This is a genomic window from Streptomyces sp. NPDC043176 (assembly GCF_056436715.1).
In genome coordinates this window covers 1-20,888 of sequence record NZ_JBWKCA010000047.1, presented here as the reverse complement: position 1 = coordinate 20,888, position 20,888 = coordinate 1, and the positions used below count along the sequence as shown (strand labels likewise).

The window sequence follows — 20,888 nt, the reverse complement described above, 5'->3', positions numbered from 1 at the left end:
CTGCAGGGGGGACCCTGTGGGAGAGTAGGACACCGCCGAACAATTTTTAGCCTCAACCCCCGGACCTTGTCCGGGGGTTGAGGCATTTTTGCGTTGGGGTGGCGGAGAGGGCCCCGTGCGGGGTGGGGGCGTGGCTGAGGGTAAGGTCGGGGGGCAATGTCGGCATCATCCTCAGCAGGAGGCCCCCGGGTGGAGGTCCAGGAGACTCGCGTGCAGACCGACCGGGTCCTCACCATCCCCAACATTCTCAGCATGGCGCGTCTCCTCGGCGTGCCGCTGTTTCTGTGGCTGATTCTCCGTCCGGAGTTCGGCGGGCCCAAGAGCGACGGGTGGGCGCTCCTCGTCCTGATGCTCAGCGGTGTCAGCGACTATCTCGACGGCAAGCTCGCCAGGCGCTGGAACCAGGTCAGCAGCCTCGGCCGGCTGCTCGACCCGGCCGCCGACCGGCTGTACATCCTGTCCACGCTCGTCGGTCTCACCTGGCGTGAGATCCTGCCGCTGTGGCTGACGGCCGTCCTGCTGGCGCGTGAGGTCATGCTGCTCGTGATGGTGGGAATCCTCCGCCGGCACGGGTACCCGCCGCCGCAGGTGAACTTCCTCGGCAAAGCTGCGACTTTCAACTTGATGTACGCGTTCCCGTTGCTGCTTCTCAGTGACGGAACGGGCTGGCTGTCGTCACTCGCTGAAGTTTTCGGGTGGGCCTTCGCCGGATGGGGTACAACTCTGTATTGGTGGGCAGGGATCCTCTACGTGGTCCAGGTCCGTCGACTCGTGAAGACGGATACCGAGGCCGATTGAGCCCGTCCGTCCTGTGCCGAGCAGCGTCGCCGGCAACAACGAGGACAATCCGAGGGCTACTGAGCGGACAGGTGAAGTCGGCAGGACCGTCGTCTCTTCAAGGAGGACGCTTCCGACATGAAGGCCGTTGTGATGGCCGGTGGCGAAGGAACACGCCTTCGCCCGATGACCTCGAGCATGCCCAAGCCTCTGTTGCCGGTGGTGAACCGGCCGATCATGGAGCACGTCCTACGACTGCTCAAGAGGCACGGTCTCAACGAGACCGTCGTCACCGTGCAGTTTCTCGCCTCTCTCGTCCGGAACTACTTCGGCGACGGCGAGGAACTCGGGATGGAGCTCACGTATGCCAACGAGGAGAAGCCACTCGGTACAGCGGGAAGTGTGAAGAACGCCGAGGAAGCGTTGAAGGACGACGCTTTTCTCGTCATCTCGGGTGACGCGCTCACCGACTTCGACCTGACCGATCTGATCTCTTTCCACAAGGAGAAGGGCGCCCTCGTCACGGTCTGTCTGACCAGGGTGCCGAATCCGCTGGAATTCGGGATCACGATCGTCGACGAAGAGGGCAAGGTCGAGCGATTCCTGGAGAAGCCCACTTGGGGACAGGTCTTCTCGGACACCGTGAACACGGGCATCTACGTGATGGAGCCCGAGGTCTTCGACTACGTCGAGGCGGATGTTCCGGTGGACTGGTCGGGCGATGTCTTTCCACGGCTCATGAAGGACGGCAAGCCGATCTACGGCTATGTCGCCGAGGGCTACTGGGAGGACGTCGGCACCCACGAGAGTTATGTGAAGGCCCAGGCGGACGTCCTGGAGGGCAAGGTCCAGGTCGACATCGACGGCTTCGAGATCTCGCCGGGGGTCTGGGTCTCCGAGGGCGCGGAGGTACATCCCGACGCGGAGCTCCGCGGGCCGCTGTACATCGGCGACTACGCCAAGGTCGAGGCCGGCGCGGAGATCCGCGAGCACACCGTCATCGGCTCGAACGTCGTCGTCAAGAGCGGGGCCTTCCTGCACAAGGCCGTCGTGCACGACAACGTGTACATCGGCCAGCAGAGCAACCTGCGCGGCTGTGTGATCGGGAAGAACACCGACATCATGCGGGCCGCGCGGATCGAGGACGGGGCCGTCATCGGCGACGAGTGCCTGATCGGTGAGGAATCGATCGTGCAGGGCAACGTCCGGGTGTATCCGTTCAAGACGATCGAGGCCGGCGCCTTCGTCAACACCTCGGTGATCTGGGAGTCCCGGGGGCAGGCCCACCTCTTCGGGGCGCGGGGCGTCTCCGGCATCCTGAACGTCGAGATCACGCCCGAGCTGGCCGTACGGCTGGCGGGGGCGTACGCGACGACCCTGAAGAAGGGGGCGACCGTCACCACGGCGCGCGACCACTCCAGGGGTGCGCGGGCGCTGAAGCGGGCGGTGATCTCGGCGCTGCAGGCCAGTGCCATCGACGTACGGGATCTGGAGAACGTACCGCTGCCGGTGGCGCGGCAGCAGACCGCGCGGGGAAGTGCCGGCGGGATCATGGTGCGGACCTCGCCCGGGGTGCCGGACTCCGTGGACATCATGTTCTTCGACGAACGCGGGGCGGACCTCTCGCAGGGCGGTCAGCGGAAGCTCGACCGGGTGTTCGCGCGGCAGGAGTACCGGCGGGCCTTCCCCGGGGAGATCGGTGACCTCTCCTTCCCGGCGAGTGTCTTCGACTCGTACACCGGATCCCTGCTGCGGAACGTCGACACCTCCGGGATCGCGGAGGCGGGTCTGAAGGTCGTCGTGGACGCCTCGAACGGCAGCGCGGGGCTCGTGCTGCCCAGCCTGCTCGGGCGGCTCCAGGTCGACTCGCTGACGATCAACCCGGGACTCGACGAGTCGCGGCCCACCGAGTCGGCCGAGAGCCGGCGGGCCGGGCTCGTGCGGCTCGGGGAGATCGTGGCGTCGGCGCGGGCCGCGTTCGGGGTGCGGTTCGACCCGGTCGGCGAACGGCTCTCGCTCGTGGACGAGCGGGGGCGGATCATCGAGGACGACCGGGCGCTCCTGGTGCTGCTCGACCTGGTGGCGGCCGAGCGGAGATCCGGGCGGGTCGCGCTGCCGGTGACGACCACGCGGATCGCGGAGCAGGTCGCCGCGTACCACGGCACGCAGGTGGAGTGGACGACGACCTCGCCCGACGACCTCACACGGGTCGGCCGGGAGGAGTCGACGATCTTCGGCGGTGACGGGCGCGGTGGGTTCATCGTGCCCGAGTTCAGCAGCGTCTTCGACGGGGCCGCCGCCTTCGTGCGGCTGATCGGGCTCGTGGCGCGGACGCAGCTCACGCTGAGCCAGATCGACGCGCGGATCCCGCGGGCGCACGTGCTCAAGAAGGACATCGCGACCCCATGGGCCGTGAAGGGGCTCGTGATGCGCAGGGTGGTGGAGGCGGCGGGCAGCCGTTCCGTGGACACCACCGACGGGGTGCGGGTGGTCGAGGCCGACGGGCGCTGGGTGATGGTGCTGCCCGACCCCGCCGAGGCCGTGACGCATCTGTGGGCCGAGGGTCCCGACGACGCCTCCGCCCAGGCGCTGCTCGACGAGTGGGCGGCGGTGGTCGACGGCGCAGGTAGCTGACGGATCGGCGCGTTCGGCCGGGAGGCGCCCGCGGGTGCCTCCCGGCCTGATGCGGGGGCCATTCGGCGGTAGGCCGTTCGACGTGCGACGATGTGCGGCATGTCGCAGCAGCCCCCCGTTCGGAGCACCGGATCACCGCCGCCGCGCCCGGACGCGTCGATGTCGCTGCTGAACAACGTCATAGACCACGCGCTCGACGACGGCTACGCGGAGGCGACGGCCCGGCGTGCGGCGGAGGGCACCGGCCTGCCCCGCAGCCTGCGTGCCAAGCTCGGTGTCGCCGTCGGCCTCCTGCTCGCGGCCGCCGTGGTGACCGTCGGTGCCGCCGAGGCGCGGATCTCCGCGCCGGTCGTCGCCAAGGAGCGCCAGGAGCTCATCGACCGGATCGAGGCGGAGACCGCGACCGCGGACCGGCTCGAGGAGGACGTCGAGCGGATCCGCGCCGAGGTCGGGAACCGCCAGCGGCAGGCCCTGCAGCAGCACGGCGGTGACCAGGCCGAGCTCCTGGCGCTGCTCTCGGGGGCGACGCCCGTGCACGGACCAGGGGTGAAGCTCGTGGTCGACGACGCCAAGGGCACCGACACCGGTGGGGGCGGGCCGAGGGAGAGCACCGGCTTCTCCGACACGGGCCGGGTGCGCGACCGGGACATGCAACGGGTGGTCAACGGCCTGTGGGAGTCGGGCGCCGAGGCCGTCGCGATCAACGGGCAGCGGCTGACGTCACTGTCCGCGATCAGGGCCGCCGGTGACGCCATACTGGTCGACAACAGGCCGCTGGTGCCGCCGTACACCGTCCTCGCCGTCGGCGACGGACAGAGGCTGAGCACCGCGTTCCAGGACAGCGCCGACGGGCAGTACCTGCACGCGCTGGTGGAGAACTTCGGGATCAGGAGCAGCATCTCGGCCGAGGGCGATGTGAGCCTGCCGGCCGCGCCGAGCCTGACCGTACGTACCGCAGAGCCGAGGGGGGCCGGGACGGCGACGCCGTCCGGTCGGGCCACGGCCGACACAGGGAAGGGCACATCGTGATCGCCGTACTGGGCCTGATCGTCGGAGTCGTGGTCGGGCTGTTGGTCCGCCCCGAGGTTCCGGCGGTGGTCGAGCCCTATCTTCCGATCGCCGTGGTCGCCGCCCTCGACGCGGTGTTCGGCGGCCTCAGGGCCATGCTCGACGGGATCTTCGTCGACAAGGTCTTCGTGGTCTCGTTCCTCTCCAACGTGGTGGTGGCCGCGCTGATCGTCTTCCTCGGCGACAAGCTGGGCGTGGGCGCCCAGCTGTCGACCGGTGTGGTCGTCGTGCTCGGCATCCGGATCTTCTCCAACGCGGCCGCCATCCGGCGCCACGTCTTCCGGGCGTGAGGCCGATGAGCGAGAACCCCCAGAACCCCCAGAACCACGAGCGCCCCGAAGACGAGAACGAGTCGGGGCCCGAAGCCCCGCGGGTGCCGGACGAGCGGCGCGAGCCCGAGGGTCCCGGGCGGCCTGAGGCGTCCGACGCGCCGCCGGCGGACCCTGCCGGTGACGACGTGGCGGGCGAGGACGTTCCGGTGCCCGCGCCGGCCGCTCCCGCCGCCGCCCCCGAGGGCGAGGCGAGCGGACGGCGGAGGCTCGCCTCCGCACTGTGGCCGCCGCGGGTGACGCGGGCCCAACTCGTCGTCGCGCTCCTGCTGTTCGTCCTCGGACTCGGCCTGGCCATCCAGGTGTCGTCGACGAGTGAGAACAGCGCGCTGCGCGGGGCACGCCAGGAGGACCTGGTCCGCATCCTCGACGAGCTCGACGACCGCACGCAGCGTCTCGAGGACGAGCAGGCCCGGCTGGAGAAGCAGCGCTCCGAGCTGGAGTCCAGCTCGGACCAGGCCGAGGAGGCCCGCAAGCAGACCCAGGAGAAGGAGCAGCAGCTCGGCATCCTGGCCGGCACGGTCGCCGCCCAGGGGCCGGGCATCACCCTGACCGTCGGGGACCCCGGCGGCGCCGTCGAGTCGGACATGCTGCTCGACGCGATCCAGGAGCTGCGTGCCGCGGGCGCCGAGGCGATCCAGGTCAACGGGGTGCGGGTGGTCGCGGACAGTTATTTCACCGGCAGCGGTGAAGACATGCGGATCGATGGAACGAAGGTGGCCGCTCCGTACGTCTTCAAGGTCATCGGCAAGCCGGAGGATCTCGAGCCCGCGCTCAACATTCCCGGCGGTGTCGTGCAGACCCTGGAGAAGGAGCAGGCCACGGCCACGGTGGAGCGGTCGGCGAAGATCGTCGTCGACGCCTTGCGACCCGCGAAGCGGCCTGACTACGCTCAGTCGTCCTCGCAGTGAGAGGGGACGAGGGGGCCCCGCGACAAGGGCATGACGTTGCGGGGGGTCGGCGCACCACAACGGTGGTGCGTGGTGGAAACTGTCCGGAGGATACGGACGTTGTGAAGGTGTCCGGGTCGGCAGGTGTGATGGATCTCGGTTCGTCCTGCCCCACGGGCGGGTCTGTTTCGGTCAAGGGGAATCGCCCGTGAAGTTGTTTTCGAAGTTGTTCGGCAAGAGCGCACGCGAGGACGGCGGCAACGCCCGGCACCGCGCGCCGCGCCACGCCCAGGACGAGGAGCAGGGCGGCGAGCGCCCGCTCTTCCGCGATGAGGTCGGCGGTGACATTCCGGGCACTCAGGGCGCGTCGTCTGTTGACCCCGCCGGGGCCGCCCGCATAGGTTTCGGAGAACCATCAAGTACGGGTGGAGGGTTTACCCCCGATCCGTACGCGACACAGACCTCCGCGGGGCTGCCGCGACAGGAGGACGCGTCCATGCCGGTGTGCACGCGGTGCGGTCACCGCAACACGGCCGACAGCCGTTTCTGCTCCCACTGCGGCACGCCGCTGCGGGGCGGGGTCGCCCCCGAGCGCGCGTCGGAGACGACGTCGACGATCTCCATCTCGGGCCTGGAGGCCTACGACGCGGAGGTCACCGGCCAGACGCAGCTGCCCTCGCTCTCCCCGGAGGCGCTGGCGGCCGTGGAGGCGCTGCCGTCGGGCTCCGCGCTCCTGGTGGTGCGGCGGGGGCCGAACTCCGGCAGCCGGTTCCTGCTCGACGGCGAGCTGACCACGGCCGGCCGTCACCCGCAGAGCGACATCTTCCTGGACGACTTCACGGTCTCCAGGCTGCACGTCGAGTTCCGGCGGGCGCAGGACGGCAGCTTCACCGTCGCCGACGTCGGCAGCCTCAACGGCACGTACGTCAACCGTGAGCCGATCGACTCGGTCGTTCTGTCCAACGGCGACGAGGTGCAGATCGGCAAGTACCGGCTGGTCTTCTACTCGAGCCAGCGGGGCGTGTGACGCCTCGGAGAAGCCTTCAGGGAAGGTCCATGCTGCGAACACCGACGGGCGGTGCCGGATCCGGCACCGCCGCCGCGGGCGACCGGCTGGTGAGCATCGGCACGGTGCTGAACCAGCTGCGCGACGAATTTCCCGAAGTGACGATCTCCAAGATCCGGTTCCTGGAGGCCGAGGGGCTGGTCGAGCCCCGGCGGACGGCCTCCGGGTACCGGAAGTTCAGCCCGCAGGACGTGGAGCGGCTCGCTCAGATCCTGCGGATGCAGCGGGACCACTACCTCCCGCTGAAGGTCATCCGTGAGCACCTCGACGCCCTCGCCCGAGGGGAGCAGATCAGCCTTCCTGCGCCCGGGCGCCGGCGGGATCTGCTGGAAGGTGCCTGGGAGCAGGACACGGAGCCGCAGACCGCGGTGCGGATCGGGCGGGCCGAGCTGATCGCCGCGGCCGAGGTGACCGAGACCGAGCTCGTCGAGTGGGAGTCGTACGGTCTGATCGCCGAGGCGGACGGCGGGGGCTACGACGCCGAGAGCGTGACGGTCGCCAGACTCGTAGCGGATCTGGGGAGATTCGGTCTGGAGCCCCGGCACCTGCGGGCCGTGAAGGCGGCCGCGGACCGGGAGGCCGGGCTGATCGAGCAGGTGGTCGCACCGCTGCGCCGGCACCGGAATCCGCAGACCAGGGCCCATGCGGAGGCCACCGCGCAGGAGCTCGCGGCGCAGTCGGTGCGGCTGCACGCGGCGCTGGTCCAGACGGCTCTGGGCATCCGGCTGCAGTGAGCCGGAGAGGGCCCGACTATCCAAACCGGTCGGGCACGTCCTAGGGTTGCTGTGTGAACGAGCTCGACGTTGTGGGTGTCCGGGTGGAAATGCCCTCCAACCAGCCGATCGTGCTCCTGCGTGAAGTGGGAGGCGATCGGTATCTCCCCATCTGGATCGGACCGGGGGAGGCGACCGCGATCGCCTTCGCCCAGCAAGGGATGGCGCCGCCGCGACCGCTGACGCACGACCTGTTCAAGGACGTGCTGGAGGCCGTGGGACAGGAGCTCACCGAAGTCCGCATCACGGATCTGCGTGACGGGGTCTTCTACGCCGAGCTGGTCTTCGCCAGCGGCGTCGAGGTGAGCGCGCGGCCGTCCGACGCGATAGCCCTGGCCCTGCGTACCGGGACGCCGATCTTCGGCAGTGACGGTGTGCTGGACGACGCGGGCATCGCGATTCCGGATGAGCAGGAGGACGAGGTGGAGAAGTTCCGCGAGTTCCTCGACCAGATCTCACCGGAGGACTTCGGGACCAACAGCCAGTGAGGCGCGAGGCCGCGTCCGGACGCCGTTCGCGGGGTGCCGTCAGCGCATTCGAGTAGCCTTTCCCCGGGGAGAGACACGGGAAACCACTCTCAGGGTGATTATCACTCGGCGTGCCGAGTGTGGCGATCGTTGACGCACCCCTGGTGACTGCCTACCTTCGTGTGGGCAGGTCAAGGACGGAGGGTCGGCGTGATGAGCAGCGCGGACGGTACGGCGGGTAGCTCGCTCGGACGCGTGTCCGGGGAGAGCGGTCCGTATCCGCTTCACGGCAGTGTGGGCGACTTCGGGACGGACGCGAGTGCCGGCGCGGCGGACGAGGCGGTCGGCTACCGCGGACCGACGGCCTGCGCGGCCGCGGGTATCACCTATCGCCAGCTGGACTACTGGGCGCGCACGGGGCTCGTGGAGCCGAGTGTGCGGCCCGCGTACGGGTCGGGAACCCAGCGGCTGTACAGCTTCCGCGATGTCGTCGTGCTGAAGATCGTCAAGCGTTTCCTCGACACCGGGGTCGCCCTGCAGAACATCCGGGCCGCGGTGCAGCACCTGCGGGCCAGGGGCTTTCGCGATCTGGAGCGGATGACGCTCATGAGCGACGGGGCCACGGTCTACGAGTGCTCGTCGCCCGACGAGGTCGTCGACCTGCTCCAGGGTGGGCAGGGCGTCTTCGGGATCGCCGTCGGGGTCGTGTGGCGGGACGTCGAGGCGGCGCTGTCGCAGCTGCACGGGGAGCGTGTCGACACGGGCGAGACGCTCGTCGGGCACAACCCGGGCGACGAGCTGGCGAGGCGGCGGCGGGACAAGGCCGTCTGAGCGGAGGGCGGGTTCCGGTACGTCCCCGCGGGGTCGGCCGGAGCCCCTCCGGCCGGGTGTCGGGGCCGCGCCGGGGCTCCCGACCGTGATTTTCGTGGCCCCGCGGCTTTCGCCCGGGGCCGTTGTCAGTGGCGTAAGGCAGCATCGGAACCGTGAGAGCCGCGCCGACGATCCTGCATCTCGACATGGATGCGTTCTTCGCCGCCGCCGAGCAGGCGGCCAAGCCCAGCCTGCGCGGGAAGCCCGTGGTGGTCGGCGGGCTCGGGCCGCGGGGTGTCGTCGCGACCGCCTCCTACGAGGCGCGGCGGTTCGGCGTGCACTCGGCGATGCCCATGGGGCAGGCGCGGCGGCTGGCGCCGAACGCCGCCTACCTCGTGCCCCGCTTCGCCTTCTACCGGTCGATCAGCGAACAGGTGATGGAGCTGCTGGGGCGGCTCTCGCCGCTCGTGGAGCCGCTCAGCCTGGACGAGGCGTTCGTCGATCTCGAGGCCGGAGGGGTCGCCCACGACAGTGCGAGCGCGCGGACCGCGGGGGAGCGGCTGCGGATCGACATCCTGGCGACGACGGGCCTGACGGGGTCGGTGGGTCTCGCGGGGTCGAAGATGATCGCGAAGATCGCCTCCGAGGAGGCCAAGCCGAACGGGCTGGTCCTCATCGAGCCCGGCACCGAGCGGGAGCTGCTGGGGCCGAGGTCCGTGCGGATCCTGCCCGGGGTGGGGCCCGCGACGGGGGAGCACCTGAGGCGGGCCGGCATGACCACCGTGTCCGACCTCGCCGAGGCGGGCGAGGACGAGCTCGTGCGGCTTCTGGGCCGGGCCCACGGGGCCTCGCTGTACCGGATGGCCCAGGGGTACGACGACCGGCCGGTGGTCGCCGAGCGGGACGCCAAGTCGGTCTCGGTCGAGGACACGTTCGACGTGGACCTGCACGACCGGGTGCGGATCAGGGTCGAGGTGGAGCGGCTGGCCGACCGGTGTGTGGGGCGTTTGCGGGCCTCGGGGCACTCCGGACGGACGATCGTCCTGAAGGTGCGGCGGTACGACTTCTCGACCCTGACCCGGTCCGAGACGCTGCGGGGGCCCACCGACGACCCCGGCGTCGTGCGGGAGGCCGTGGGACGGCTCCTGGAGGCCGTGGACACCACCGGGGGCGTACGGCTCCTCGGGGTGGGGGTGAGCGGGCTCGCGGACTACACGCAGGAGGACCTGTTCGCTCAGGCGGGTGCGGGGGAGAGCGCCACGGCCGTCTCTCCGGCCACTGAGGCCTCCTCTGTGCCCTCCGCGCTCCCGGCGGTCACAGAGGGGACCGAAGAGCCGTCCGGGCCCGTGGAGCGGCACTGGGCGCCCGGGAGGGACGTGCGGCACGCGGTGTACGGGGCGGGGTGGGTGCAGGGGAGCGGCGTCGGGCGGGTCACCGTCCGGTTCGAGGAACCGGGGTCAGCGGCGCCGGGAAGGGTCCGGACGTTCGCCGTGGACGACCCCGACCTGGTGGAGGGGGAGCCGCTGCCGCTGGTGGGATGAGCGGCGACGAGCGGCACGGAAAGGGCCCGCGAGGACGCGGGCCCTTTGAAGACGTCCGGTCGATGAGGCCGGGTGGGGTGAGCCCGGCCTGGTCGGGAGGGCTTCCGGCGGGTCAGGTGCCGTCCTGGCCGGCGAGGCGGCCGAAGTCGGTGTCGGGGTAGTCGGAGGGCGGCGGGGGCAGGGTGAGGCTGTAGTGGCGGTAAAGCTGGAGTTCCTGCTCCGGGGAGAGGTGGCGGCCGACGCCGAAGTCCGGGGCGTCCTTGATGAGGGCCCGCTCGTAGGGGATGTGGAGGCCGTCGGCGAGGAGATCGCTCGGTTCCAGGGGGACGAAGGCGTCCCGGCTGAACAGGCCGGTGCGGACGGCGGCCCATTCCGGGATGCCGGTCGCGTCGTCGAGGTACACCTCGTCCACGGTGCCGATCTTGCGGCCGTTCCGGTCGAACGCCTTGCGGCCGATCAGGCTGCGCGGATCGATGTCGGTCTGCACGGTCCCTCCAACTGGTCGCAACTGCTCTACACCCCTACGAAAGTGCACAACTGGGATGTCGGCCACTTGAGCGAAGGGAGAGACAACCGCGCTGGTAGGCTGGCTGTGGCTGTCGACCCTGTGCGGGAGAGTCCCCCGGAGAAACCTTCCGGTGGGCGCCGAAGGAGCAAATCCTCCCCGGAATCTCTCAGGCCCCTGTACCGCGCGGACGAGGTCACTCTGGAAAGCAGAGCGGTGTCCGACGACGGCACGCGCTCTCACCGACGGTGAAAGCCGGTGTGCCGTGAGGCGTGCCGGTGAAACTCTCAGGTTGAGATGACAGAGGGGGAGGCCGTCCGGGTACCCGCGCCGTGGTGCCCCTCGCAGGTCGTGACGACCAGGAGGCCTCCGTAATGACCGCCAACCGCACTCCGCTCTCCGAGCTCGAACAGGGCATCCCGTTCGAGCAGCGGCACATCGGACCCGACGCCGAGGCGCGGGCCAAGATGCTCGCCCAGGTCGGTTACGGCTCGCTCGACGAACTCACCGCCGCCGCGGTGCCGGACGTGATCAAGAACGCCGAGGCGCTGGGCCTGCCCGCCGCCCGCACCGAGGCCGAGGTCCTCGCCGAGCTGCGCACGCTCGCCGACCGCAACCAGGTCCTGGCCCCCATGATCGGCCTCGGCTACTACGGCACCTTCACCCCGCCGGTCATCCTGCGGAACGTGATGGAGAACCCGGCCTGGTACACGGCGTACACCCCGTACCAGCCGGAGATCTCCCAGGGTCGCCTCGAGGCCCTCCTGAACTTCCAGACGATGGTCGCTGACCTGACCGGTCTGCCCACCTCCGGCGCCTCCCTCCTCGACGAGGGCACCGCCGCCGCCGAGGCCATGGCGCTGTCCCGCCGTGTCGGCAAGGTCAAGAACGGCGTCTTCCTCGTCGACGCCGACGCCCTGCCGCAGACGATCGCCGTCATCGAGACCCGAGCCGAGCCGACCGGTGTCGAGGTCGTCGTCGCCGACCTGAGCGAGGGCATCCCCGCCGAGGTCGCCGAGCGCGGTGTCTTCGGCGTGCTCCTGCAGTACCCGGGTGCCTCCGGTGCCGTCCGCGACATCAAGCCGCTGGTCGACGCCGCCCACGAGCTCGGCGCGATCGTCACCGTCGCCGCCGACCTGCTCGCCCTCACGCTGCTCACCTCGCCCGGCGAGCTGGGCGCGGACATCGCCGTCGGAACGACGCAGCGCTTCGGCGTGCCGATGGGCTTCGGCGGTCCGCACGCCGGCTACATGGCCGTCCAGGACAAGCACGCCCGTTCCCTGCCCGGCCGCCTCGTGGGCGTCTCCGTCGACGCCGACGGCAACCGCGCCTACCGCCTGGCCCTGCAGACCCGCGAGCAGCACATCCGCCGCGAGAAGGCCACCAGCAACATCTGTACCGCTCAGGTGCTGCTCGCCGTCATGGCCGGCATGTACGCCGTCTACCACGGTCCGGACGGCCTGAAGCAGATCGCGCAGCGCACGCACCGCTACGCCGCCATCCTGGCCGCCGGCCTGACCGCCGGGGGCGTGGAGCTCACCCAGGGCGCCTTCTTCGACACCGTCACCGCCCGCGTCCCGGGCAAGGCCGACGAGGTCGTGGCCGCCGCCCGCGAGGCCGGCGTGAACCTCCACCGCGTCGACGCCGACCTCGTGTCGGTCTCGTGCGACGAGACCACCGGGCGCGAGCAGCTCGCCGCCGTCTGGGGCGCCTTCGGCGTCGCCGCCGACATCGAGGCCCTCGACGCCGTCACCGAGGACACGCTGCCCGCCGGGCTGCTGCGCTCCGACGCGTACCTGACCCACCCGGTCTTCCACGCGCACCGCTCCGAGACCTCGATGCTGCGCTACCTGCGCAAGCTCGCGGACCGCGACTACGCGCTGGACCGCGGCATGATCCCGCTCGGCTCCTGCACGATGAAGCTGAACGCGACCACCGAGATGGAGCCGGTGACCTGGCCCGAGTTCGGCCAGATGCACCCCTTCGCCCCGGTCGAGCAGGCGCAGGGCTACCTCACGCTCATCACCGAGCTGGAGGAGCGCCTCGCCGAGGTCACCGGCTACGACAAGGTGTCGATCCAGCCCAACGCCGGTTCGCAGGGCGAGCTGGCCGGCCTCCTCGCGGTCCGCGCCTACCACCGCGCCAACGGCGACCTCCAGCGCACGGTCTGCCTCATCCCGTCCTCCGCGCACGGCACCAACGCCGCCTCCGCGGTGATGGCCGGCATGAAGGTCGTCGTCGTCAGGACCGCCGACGACGGCGAGGTCGACGTCGAGGACCTGCGCGCCAAGATCGCCCAGTACCGCGACGAGCTGTCCGTGCTGATGATCACCTACCCGTCGACCCACGGTGTGTTCGAGGAGCACGTCGCCGACATCTGCGCCGAGGTCCACGAGGCCGGCGGCCAGGTGTACGTCGACGGCGCCAACCTCAACGCGCTGGTCGGTCTGGCCAAGCCGGGCAAGTTCGGCGGCGACGTCTCGCACCTGAACCTGCACAAGACCTTCTGCATCCCGCACGGCGGCGGCGGCCCCGGCGTCGGCCCGGTCGGCGTCCGCGCCCACCTCGCCCCGTACCTGCCGAACCACCCGCTCCAGCCCACCGCGGGCCCGGAGACCGGCGTCGGCCCGATCTCGGCCGCCCCGTGGGGCTCCGCGGGCATCCTGCCGATCTCGTGGTCGTACGTCCGCCTGATGGGCGGCGAGGGCCTCAAGCGCGCCACCCAGGTCGCCGTCCTCGCGGCGAACTACATCGCCAAGCGCCTGGAGCCGCACTTCCCGGTGCTCTACACCGGTCCGGCCGGTCTGGTCGCCCACGAGTGCATCGTGGACCTGCGCCCGCTGTCGAAGGCGACGGGCGTCACGGTCGACGACATCGCGAAGCGCCTCATCGACTACGGCTTCCACGCCCCGACGATGTCCTTCCCGGTGGCCGGCACGCTGATGATCGAGCCGACCGAGTCCGAGGACCTCACCGAGCTCGACCGCTTCTGCGACACGATGATCGCGATCCGCGCCGAGATCGAGAAGGTCGCCTCGGGCCAGTGGCCCGCCGACGACAACCCGCTGCACAACGCGCCGCACACCGCGGCCGCGCTGGGCGGCGAGTGGAACCACCCGTACACCCGTGACGAGGCGGTCTTCCCGGCCGGCGTCTCGGCCGCCGACAAGTACTGGCCGCCGGTCCGCCGCATCGACGGCGCCTTCGGCGACCGGAACCTGGTCTGCTCCTGCCCGCCGATGGACGACTACGACAACTGAGCACGAGCCGAGGGCCGGTTCGGAGGATCTCCTCCGGGCCGGCCCTCGGCGTCGTCCCTCGAACGGTGTCGACGCGCCCTTCAGGCGGCGGTCGTCACCTGGCCCGCGGTCAGCGGCCGGTGCGGGGCGATGATCTGCCCGTCCGGCAGCAGTTCACCGGTGTCCTCGAAGAGCAGGACGCCGTTGCACAGCAGGCTCCAGCCCTGTTCCGGATGGTGTGCCATCAGTCGGGCCGCCTCCCGGGCGGGAGAGTCGGCGGTCGGACAGGCAGGCTGGTGCTGGCACATGGGTGGGTTCTTTCGCTGCGTCGTGGTGGATGTCCTGCGGCTCTTCGCGCTCATCGCCGCCCCCGTCGGTCGGTTCGGTTCCGGTCCCAGTCTTGCCCTACGGAAGGTCATCCGCAGGTATTTCGCCTCAGCTCGTCCTCTCCGGGGAAGACGCATCACCCCCAGGGGCGGTTCAGGTCAACCGCACGGTCTCTTCGGGTGGTTCGGGGTGGCCCGAGCGGGCTAGTCCGTATGGGAGGGGTGTTCGGCGGCGCCGTTCGGGCCCGAGGTTCGGACAACAGTGCGCCCCGTGACCCGGCCGGGTCACGGGGCGGGGCCGCGCGGGCGCCGGATCAGGCGGGCGCCGCCGAGCCCAGGAGGGGCGGCGGCGCGAGACGCGTGCTGAGGACGGGCAGGAGGTCGGCGACCTGGTAGGGCCGGTGGGCCGCGATCCCCGGCGGCGCGGGGGCGAGCGGCACCATCAGATCGGCGGCCGCCGGGGCGACGGCGGTGCCGCCGGACTCCGGGTCGGCGTGCAGCCAGAGGGTCAGCATGTAGAGCTCCGGTACGGAGAGCAGCCGGGGCTCGTACGCGACGGGCAGCGCCTCGGCCTGCAGCAGGGCCCGTTCCGTCGCGGACACGTACGGACCCTCGAAGAAGTGCGAGAAGGTCCAGCCGTCCGGAGTGAGCATGGTGTCCGCGGCGGCGATCGCCCGCTCCCCGTGCCGGATCAGGAAGCGCCAGCCGGCGAGCCGGGTGCGGGGCGCGATCCCCGGTGCTCCGGAGACGTCGAGGACGTGCACGGGCAGCGGGTGTTCGGGGCTCAGTGGTCCCTGCGCGGCCCGCAGGGCGGGCGTTCGCGCCTCGCGGACGGCGGTCGGCGAGCCGAGGGCCGCGAGGACGCTGCGGAGGGCCGGCGCGGGGGCCGGGGAGGGTCGGAGCATGGTGGGTCGCCTCTCACTCAGGAGACACGGTGATGCGTGGGCAGGTACGACGGCGCTGTCGGCGGCGGGGCCAGAGAGGGGGCCATGAGGCCATGGCCGGGCGCCAACACTCTGCCTCGCCCGCGGAGTTTATACGACACGTGTTCACACAGTGTTTCCGCTAGACGTCGCCGATATTCCTGACAAGGCGTCATCAGGCCTTAATAGGGGGGAGTCGAAGCAGAATCGTGACCATCGCGCCGCTCCCACCTGCGTGAATCCCGCAGTGCCGGACGGCTGAATTGCGACCCCGGGCTCCCGGACAATAGGACATTGGTATATGTCGATTGTTCCGTGCCTTCGGGATGTGCCGGTGGAGCTCTCCGTCCAGCCTATCGTCCGACGGCTCGATTCCGCAGGCGTTGTCGATCAACCGTGTGGGCATCATCGTCCGTGACACGCGGCCGTGGTGGGCGGCTGCCCGCTCGCGGAGGGACGCGTCGATGGGGGAGAAGGTCGTGGCCGACGGGTTCGGCCCGTCCGACCGGCAGCACTACCGGAGAAAGCTCCAGCAGTGTCTCGCGGGGCTCGCGAGACTCCTGGCGGAGAAGAGGTTCGACCGGCCGCGCAATCTCATGGGCGTCGAGATCGAACTCAATCTCGCCGGTGCCGACGGACTGCCCCGCATGCTGAACGGACCCGTTCTGGAAAAGATCGCGAGTGCCGATTTCCAGACGGAACTCGGAATGTTCAACCTCGAGGTGAACATCGCCCCCCACCAGCTGGGCGGCCGGGTATTCGACCGGCTCGCGGAAGAGATCGGCACCGGGCTCGGATATGCCGACCGCAAGGCCGCCGAACTCGACGCGGGCGTCGTCATGATCGGCATACTGCCCACGCTCGCACAGAGCGACCTCGTCTTCGAGAACCTGTCGGCCGCCGACCGCTACACGCTGCTCAACGACCAGATCCTCGCCGCCCGGGGCGAGGACTTCACGCTCGACATCCACGGCGTCGAACGGCTCCTCTGCACCTCGGAGTCGATCGTGCCCGAAGCCGCCTGCACCTCGGTCCAGCTCCACCTCCAGGTCACCCCCGCCCGGTTCGCCGCCGTGTGGAACGCGGCACAGGCGGTGTCGGGCGTCCAGATAGCGCTCGGCGCCAACGCGCCCTTCGTCTTCGGCCGCGAGCTGTGGCGCGAGTCCAGGCCGCCGCTCTTCCTCCAGGCCACCGACACCCGGCCGCCCGAACTGCAGTCCCAGGGCGTACGGCCGCGCACCTGGTTCGGAGAGCGGTGGGTGGACTCCGTGTACGACCTCTTCGAGGAGAACCTCCGCTACTTCCCCGCGCTGCTGCCCATCTGCGACGAGGAGGACCCGCTGCTCGTCCTCGACGAGGGCGGCGTGCCGCGCCTCCAGGAACTCGTCCTGCACAACGGCACGATCTACCGCTGGAACCGGCCGGTGTACGGCTGGGTCGACGGGGTCCCGCACCTGCGCGTCGAGAACCGCGTCCTGCCCGCGGGACCGACCGTGGCCGACGTGATCGCCAACGCCGCCTTCTACTACGGCCTCGTCCGCTCGCTCGCCGACGACCCCCGGCCGGTGTGGAAGCGGATGACCTTCGAGGACGCCGAGGCCAACTTCGACGCGGCCTGCCGCCACGGCATCGAGGCGGAGCTCCGCTGGCCGCGCTCCGGCCGCGCCGGCGGCGTCGCGACCGTGCCCGCCGTACGGCTCGTCCTGGACGAACTGCTGCCGCTGGCCGCCGCGGGGCTCGACGCCTGGCACATCGAACCGGCCGACCGTGACCACTACCTCGGGATCATCGAACAGCGCTGTCTGCGGCGGGTGAACGGCGCCTCGTGGCAGGCCGAAACCTTCCACCAGGCCCTCGAATCGGGTCTCGACCGGGAGGCGGCGCTCGCCGCGACCACCCGGCGCTACCGCACGCTCATGCACGAGGGCGAACCCGTGCACACGTGGCCGGTGGGGATCGACTGAAGCGGGCGCCCCTACTCGTACGACGGACTTCACCGCACTGCGGGCGCTCACACCGGCACCGCCGCGGCCCGCCGGGAAACGAGCGGCGCCCGGCGGGCCTCGGCCGGTCGTGAACGGTGCCCGGTGGTCTCCGGCGGGGCCGGTGCTGTCCCGGTCGTCCTCGGCGGGTCCCGGGTGCCGGCCCGGTGGTCTCCGGCCGGTCATGGGTGATCATGTCAAGGTGGTCGAGTCCGGACGGCGACGCACCGGTCCGGGCGAGGCCGTCGGATCGGCGTGCGCCCGCGATGGGGAAGTGGAGACAGGTGTGGTGTCGGAGCAATACATGAGGGACGCTTCCCTGCCCCCGGACGGTCTGCCGCGCAGGGTGCTGCGCTCCGAGACCCTGATCGTGCTGGCGCTGTCGCTCGGGGCGAGCGCGGTGTCGTCGCTCATCAGCTTCATCGGCTCCCTGACCAAGCCGGGCGCCCTGAAGGAGCAGGCGGCGACGCTCAACGGCTCGTACGCGCCGGGACGGCCGTGGCTCGACCTGTCCTGGCAGCTCTTCGGCATCGCGTCGGCGCTCGTGCCGGTCGTGCTCGTGGCCCACCTGCTGATGCGGGAGGGAGCCGGACTGCGGGCCATCGGCTTCGACCGGTCCGATCCGGGGCGGGACTTCGGACGCGGGGCGTTGGTCGCCGCGGGGATCGGCAGCGCGGGCCTCGCCTTCTACCTGGCCGCGCGGGCTTCCGGGTTCAACCTGACGGTGGTGCCGGAGTCGCTGCCCGACGTGTGGTGGAAGTACCCGGTACTGATCCTCTCGGCGGTGCAGAACTCCGTCCTGGAGGAGGTCATCGTCGTCGGGTACCTGCTGCGCCGGCTCGGGCAGTTGGGATGGACCCCGATGGCCGCGCTGGTGGCGAGTTCGGTGCTGCGCGGCTCGTACCACCTCTACCAGGGCATCGGCGGCTTCCTCGGCAACGTGGTGATGGGCGTGGTCTTCGTCCTGCTGTACCGCCGCTGGGGCCGGGTCGGGCCCCTGGTCGTGGCACACGCGCTGCTCGACATCGTGGCCTTCGTCGGATACGGGCTGCTGGCGGGCAAGGTGGGGTGGCTGCCCACCGGGTGACCCGGACCCGCGCGCCGGAGGGACGGGGGTGGAGGGACGGGGAGAGGGAAGGGGCGTACGGCCGGTTCGAGCCGTACGCCCCTCGGCGTCTCCGGATGCCGGATGCCGGATGCCGGATGCCGGATGTCGGATGTCGGATGTGGGATGTGGGGCGTGGGGCGTGGGGCGTACGGCCAGGTCGCCGTACGCCTCCTCGGTGTCTCCGGGCGTCAGGCGTGCAGCTCGCCGTCGATGACCGTCACGGCCCTGCCGGTCAGCAGGGTGCGGTCGCCGCGCAGCCGGGTACGGACGAGTCCGGTGCGGGCGCCGCCCTGGAATCCGGTGAGGTCCTCGCGGCCGAAGCGGGCGGCCCAGTAGGGGGCGAGCGCGGTGTGGGCGCTGCCGGTCACCGGGTCCTCGTCGATGCCGACGGCCGGGAAGAAGCCGCGGGAGACGAAGTCGTAGCCGCGGTCGGGGCGTTCGGTGGCGGCGGTGGCGATGACACCCCGCGACGAGAGCGCCTTCAGAGCGGCGAAGTCGGGGGTCAGGGAACGGACGGTGGCCTCGTCGCGCAGCTCGACGACCAGGTCGCCGATGTGGACGGCCGTGTCGTGGACGGCGACGACCTCGGCGCCGAGCGCCTTCGCCAGGCCGTCGGGCGCGGGCACGGGGGTGAGGGAGGAGGTCGGGAAGTCCATCGTGATCGTGCCGTCGGCCTCGGCGGTCGCGGCCAGGACGCCGGAGCGGGTCGCGAAGCGGACGGTGCCGTCCGTCGTCCCCGTGGAGTCCAGGACGTGCGCCGTGGCCAGCGTGGCGTGGCCGCACATGTCGACCTCGGTGGTGGGGGTGAACCAGCGCAGGGCCCAGTCCGCGTCGCCGCCGGCGGGCAGCGGGTGGGCGAAGGCCGTCTCGGAGAGGTTGACCTCGGCGGCGACCTGCCGCAGCCAGGCGTCGTCCGGGAACGAGTCCAGGAGCAGGACCCCGGCGGGGTTGCCGGAGAAGGGACGGTCGGTGAAGGCGTCGACGATTCGGATCCGCATGCCCCCGACCGTACAAGGGCCGGAAATCGCCCGGCCAAGGCCAATCACCGAGAACTGGACCGGCCGCGCCCGGCGTCCTGGGAGGGAAGGAGCGTGGCCCACGTTCAGGGGCTCGTCCCGGCGGGGACGGCGGCGCACGGTCACACGGGGGGCTTCGATGATGTTCGGGTACTCGGACGAGTGGTGGGTGGTGTTCTTCGCCCCCATGATCCTCTGGATTCCCTTCGGGCCGTTCGTCATGTGCGGCATGGGGGTGTGCTGCGCCCTGCGGCCCGGTTGGCGGGCACGCCTGTGCTCCGTCCTCCTCCCGCTGCTGCCCGCGGGGGTCGCCCTGGTGGTGACGCTGATGCCCTGGAGCGAGCCGACCGGCACCGACGACCTCGTCGGCTACTTCGGCGTGTACCTCCTCGGCCTCACCGTGGCGCCCTGGGTTCTGGGGTACGGGACGACCCGGGCGGTGCGGGCGGTGCGGAGCGCCCGTGCCCGCCGGAAGGCGAGCGGCGGCGGGGTGGGCGACGAGATCGACGGCCGGGCGGGCGCGGCGGGAGACGACGAGGCGGGCGGGGCGGGGGACGGCCGGGTGGGCGCGGTGGGAGACGACGAGGGGGACGAGGGAGGGTCCGCGCGGGCCGGCGGGCTGGACGCGGGTGGGGCGGCGTAGGCCGACGGGTGTCGGTCTGCGCCGCCCCGGGTGGGACGGGTGTCGTGCGGTTCTACCTCGGGTCGCGGTCGAAGACCGACTTGGACCAGAAGTAGCCGAGGACGGTGAGGCCGAGGCACCAGGCGACGGCGATCCAGCCGTTGTTGCCGATCTCGGTGCCGAGGAGGAGGCCGCGGAGGGTCTCGATGGCGGGGGTGAAGGGCTGGTACTCGGCGATCGGCTGGAACCAGCCCGGCATCGCGTGGATCGGGACGAAGGCGCTGGAGATCAGCGGGAGGAAGATGAGGGGCAGCGCGTTGTTGCTGGCGGCCTCGGCGTTCGGGCTGACCATGCCCATGCCGACCGCGATCCAGGTGAGCGCCAGGGCGAACAGCGCGAGCAGGCCGAAGGCGGCGAGCCACTCCAGGGCGGTGGCGTCCGTGGAGCGGAAGCCGATGGCCACGGCGACGGCACCCACGAGGACCACGCTCAGGATCGACTGCAGGACGCTGCCCACGACGTGTCCGAAGAGGACGGAGCCGCGGTGGATGGCCATGGTCCGGAAGCGGGCGATGATGCCCTCGCTCATGTCCGTGGAGACCGACACCGCCGTGCCGATCGTCGTGCTGCCGATGGTCATCAGCACGAGGCCGGGGACGAGGTAGGCGATGTACGCGGAGCGGTCGGCGCCGCCGCCCCCGATGCCCGCGCTCATCACGTCTCCGAAGACGTAGACGAAGAGCAGCAGCAGCATGATCGGCGTGAGCAGCAGGTTCAGGGTGAGCGACGGGTAGCGGCGGGCGTGCAGGAGG

At 70.9% G+C, this 20,888-nt stretch carries 19 protein-coding genes and 1 riboswitch; of the genes, 14 read left to right on the top strand and 5 right to left on the bottom strand.

Annotation, left to right across the window (positions count from 1 at the left end):
• Window positions 1–189 precede the first annotated feature (189 nt).
• The 10 genes from clsA to AC067A_RS36945 all read left to right on the top strand — a co-directional run bounded on the left by clsA (window position 190) and on the right by AC067A_RS36945 (window position 10,355).
• Window positions 190–798 (top strand): cardiolipin synthase ClsA, encoded by a 609-nt coding sequence (gene clsA, locus AC067A_RS36990; protein WP_479247977.1) that lies wholly within the window; start codon window positions 190–192, stop codon window positions 796–798.
• Between the two features lie 117 nt (window positions 799–915).
• Window positions 916–3,411, top strand: a complete 2,496-nt coding sequence (locus AC067A_RS36985) for a sugar phosphate nucleotidyltransferase (protein WP_479247975.1) — start codon at window positions 916–918, stop codon at window positions 3,409–3,411.
• 99 nt (window positions 3,412–3,510) lie between these two features.
• A complete protein-coding gene (locus AC067A_RS36980; RefSeq protein WP_479247973.1) occupies window positions 3,511–4,440 on the top strand; it encodes a DUF881 domain-containing protein in 930 nt (309 codons plus the stop codon).
• Window positions 4,437–4,769 carry a small basic family protein gene (locus AC067A_RS36975; RefSeq protein WP_015032176.1) on the top strand — a complete coding sequence of 111 codons (333 nt, stop codon included), beginning with the start codon at window positions 4,437–4,439 and terminating at the stop codon, window positions 4,767–4,769. Before AC067A_RS36980 ends, AC067A_RS36975 begins: the two co-directional genes overlap by 4 nt.
• A gap of 5 nt (window positions 4,770–4,774) precedes the next feature.
• Window positions 4,775–5,719 carry a DUF881 domain-containing protein gene (locus AC067A_RS36970; RefSeq protein ID WP_479247971.1) on the top strand — a complete coding sequence of 315 codons (945 nt, stop codon included), beginning with the start codon at window positions 4,775–4,777 and terminating at the stop codon, window positions 5,717–5,719.
• Between the two features lie 79 nt (window positions 5,720–5,798).
• On the top strand, window positions 5,799–6,725 hold the full coding sequence (locus tag AC067A_RS36965) for an FHA domain-containing protein (protein ID WP_479247979.1): 927 nt from the start codon (window positions 5,799–5,801) through the stop codon (window positions 6,723–6,725).
• A gap of 29 nt (window positions 6,726–6,754) precedes the next feature.
• A complete protein-coding gene (ftsR, locus tag AC067A_RS36960) occupies window positions 6,755–7,498 on the top strand; it encodes a transcriptional regulator FtsR (protein ID WP_479247970.1) in 744 nt (247 codons plus the stop codon).
• 53 nt (window positions 7,499–7,551) lie between these two features.
• A complete protein-coding gene (locus AC067A_RS36955; protein ID WP_017238433.1) occupies window positions 7,552–8,025 on the top strand; it encodes a bifunctional nuclease family protein in 474 nt (157 codons plus the stop codon).
• A 192-nt stretch (window positions 8,026–8,217) separates the two neighbouring features.
• Complete coding sequence (locus AC067A_RS36950; protein ID WP_200146593.1) at window positions 8,218–8,835, top strand: MerR family transcriptional regulator; 618 nt, start codon at window positions 8,218–8,220, stop codon at window positions 8,833–8,835.
• Between the two features lie 152 nt (window positions 8,836–8,987).
• On the top strand, window positions 8,988–10,355 hold the full coding sequence (locus AC067A_RS36945) for a DNA polymerase IV (protein WP_479247967.1): 1,368 nt from the start codon (window positions 8,988–8,990) through the stop codon (window positions 10,353–10,355).
• A 112-nt stretch (window positions 10,356–10,467) separates the two neighbouring features.
• Here AC067A_RS36945 and AC067A_RS36940 read toward each other — a convergent pair whose 3' ends face one another.
• Window positions 10,468–10,842 (bottom strand): PRC-barrel domain-containing protein, encoded by a 375-nt coding sequence (locus AC067A_RS36940; RefSeq protein WP_479247966.1) that lies wholly within the window; start codon window positions 10,840–10,842, stop codon window positions 10,468–10,470.
• A 113-nt stretch (window positions 10,843–10,955) separates the two neighbouring features.
• A riboswitch (glycine riboswitch) is annotated at window positions 10,956–11,055 on the top strand.
• 179 nt (window positions 11,056–11,234) lie between these two features.
• Here AC067A_RS36940 and gcvP point away from each other — a divergent pair.
• Window positions 11,235–14,120: an aminomethyl-transferring glycine dehydrogenase gene (gcvP, locus tag AC067A_RS36935; RefSeq protein ID WP_479247964.1), complete on the top strand. Its 2,886-nt coding sequence runs from the start codon at window positions 11,235–11,237 to the stop codon at window positions 14,118–14,120.
• Window positions 14,121–14,200: 80 nt separating this feature from the next.
• Here the strand turns inward: gcvP and AC067A_RS36930 are convergent, their stop codons facing one another.
• A complete protein-coding gene (locus tag AC067A_RS36930) occupies window positions 14,201–14,407 on the bottom strand; it encodes a DUF5999 family protein (RefSeq protein WP_479247962.1) in 207 nt (68 codons plus the stop codon).
• Between the two features lie 332 nt (window positions 14,408–14,739).
• The gene (locus tag AC067A_RS36925; protein WP_479247960.1) at window positions 14,740–15,330 is read right to left on the bottom strand and encodes a hypothetical protein; all 591 of its coding nucleotides are present in this window, start codon (window positions 15,328–15,330) and stop codon (window positions 14,740–14,742) included.
• 482 nt (window positions 15,331–15,812) lie between these two features.
• Here AC067A_RS36925 and AC067A_RS36920 point away from each other — a divergent pair, with 482 nt between their 5' ends.
• Both AC067A_RS36920 and AC067A_RS36915 read left to right on the top strand, forming a co-directional pair.
• On the top strand, window positions 15,813–17,312 hold the full coding sequence (locus tag AC067A_RS36920; RefSeq protein ID WP_479247958.1) for a glutamate-cysteine ligase family protein: 1,500 nt from the start codon (window positions 15,813–15,815) through the stop codon (window positions 17,310–17,312).
• A gap of 322 nt (window positions 17,313–17,634) precedes the next feature.
• Window positions 17,635–18,417 (top strand): CPBP family intramembrane glutamic endopeptidase, encoded by a 783-nt coding sequence (locus AC067A_RS36915; RefSeq protein WP_479247956.1) that lies wholly within the window; start codon window positions 17,635–17,637, stop codon window positions 18,415–18,417.
• A 209-nt stretch (window positions 18,418–18,626) separates the two neighbouring features.
• On the opposite strand, the gene AC067A_RS36910 is transcribed toward AC067A_RS36915, so the two are convergent.
• Window positions 18,627–19,436 (bottom strand): PhzF family phenazine biosynthesis protein, encoded by an 810-nt coding sequence (locus AC067A_RS36910; RefSeq protein ID WP_479247954.1) that lies wholly within the window; start codon window positions 19,434–19,436, stop codon window positions 18,627–18,629.
• Window positions 19,437–19,593: 157 nt separating this feature from the next.
• Here AC067A_RS36910 and AC067A_RS36905 point away from each other — a divergent pair, with 157 nt between their 5' ends.
• Window positions 19,594–20,097, top strand: a complete 504-nt coding sequence (locus AC067A_RS36905) for a hypothetical protein (protein WP_479247951.1) — start codon at window positions 19,594–19,596, stop codon at window positions 20,095–20,097.
• 52 nt (window positions 20,098–20,149) lie between these two features.
• Here AC067A_RS36905 and AC067A_RS36900 read toward each other — a convergent pair.
• Window positions 20,150–20,888 (bottom strand): ABC transporter permease (locus AC067A_RS36900; protein ID WP_479247950.1); only part of this gene is annotated, 739 nt, incomplete at its 5' end.

Bases quoted from the DNA above. Each gene is read 5' to 3' on its own strand.
- AC067A_RS36985 (WP_479247975.1), top strand. From the start codon at position 916: ATGAAGGCCGTTGTGATGGCCGGTGGCGAAGGAACACGCCTTCGCCCG.
- AC067A_RS36980 (WP_479247973.1), top strand. From the start codon at position 3,511: ATGTCGCAGCAGCCCCCCGTTCGGAGCACCGGATCACCGCCGCCGCGC.
- AC067A_RS36970 (WP_479247971.1), top strand. From the start codon at position 4,775: ATGAGCGAGAACCCCCAGAACCCCCAGAACCACGAGCGCCCCGAAGAC.
- ftsR (WP_479247970.1), top strand. From the start codon at position 6,755: ATGCTGCGAACACCGACGGGCGGTGCCGGATCCGGCACCGCCGCCGCG.
- AC067A_RS36950 (WP_200146593.1), top strand. From the start codon at position 8,218: ATGAGCAGCGCGGACGGTACGGCGGGTAGCTCGCTCGGACGCGTGTCC.
- gcvP (WP_479247964.1), top strand. From the start codon at position 11,235: ATGACCGCCAACCGCACTCCGCTCTCCGAGCTCGAACAGGGCATCCCG.
- AC067A_RS36930 (WP_479247962.1), bottom strand. From the start codon at position 14,407: ATGTGCCAGCACCAGCCTGCCTGTCCGACCGCCGACTCTCCCGCCCGG.
- AC067A_RS36925 (WP_479247960.1), bottom strand. From the start codon at position 15,330: ATGCTCCGACCCTCCCCGGCCCCCGCGCCGGCCCTCCGCAGCGTCCTC.
- AC067A_RS36920 (WP_479247958.1), top strand. From the start codon at position 15,813: ATGGGGGAGAAGGTCGTGGCCGACGGGTTCGGCCCGTCCGACCGGCAG.
- AC067A_RS36915 (WP_479247956.1), top strand. From the start codon at position 17,635: ATGAGGGACGCTTCCCTGCCCCCGGACGGTCTGCCGCGCAGGGTGCTG.
- AC067A_RS36910 (WP_479247954.1), bottom strand. From the start codon at position 19,436: ATGCGGATCCGAATCGTCGACGCCTTCACCGACCGTCCCTTCTCCGGC.
- AC067A_RS36905 (WP_479247951.1), top strand. From the start codon at position 19,594: ATGATGTTCGGGTACTCGGACGAGTGGTGGGTGGTGTTCTTCGCCCCC.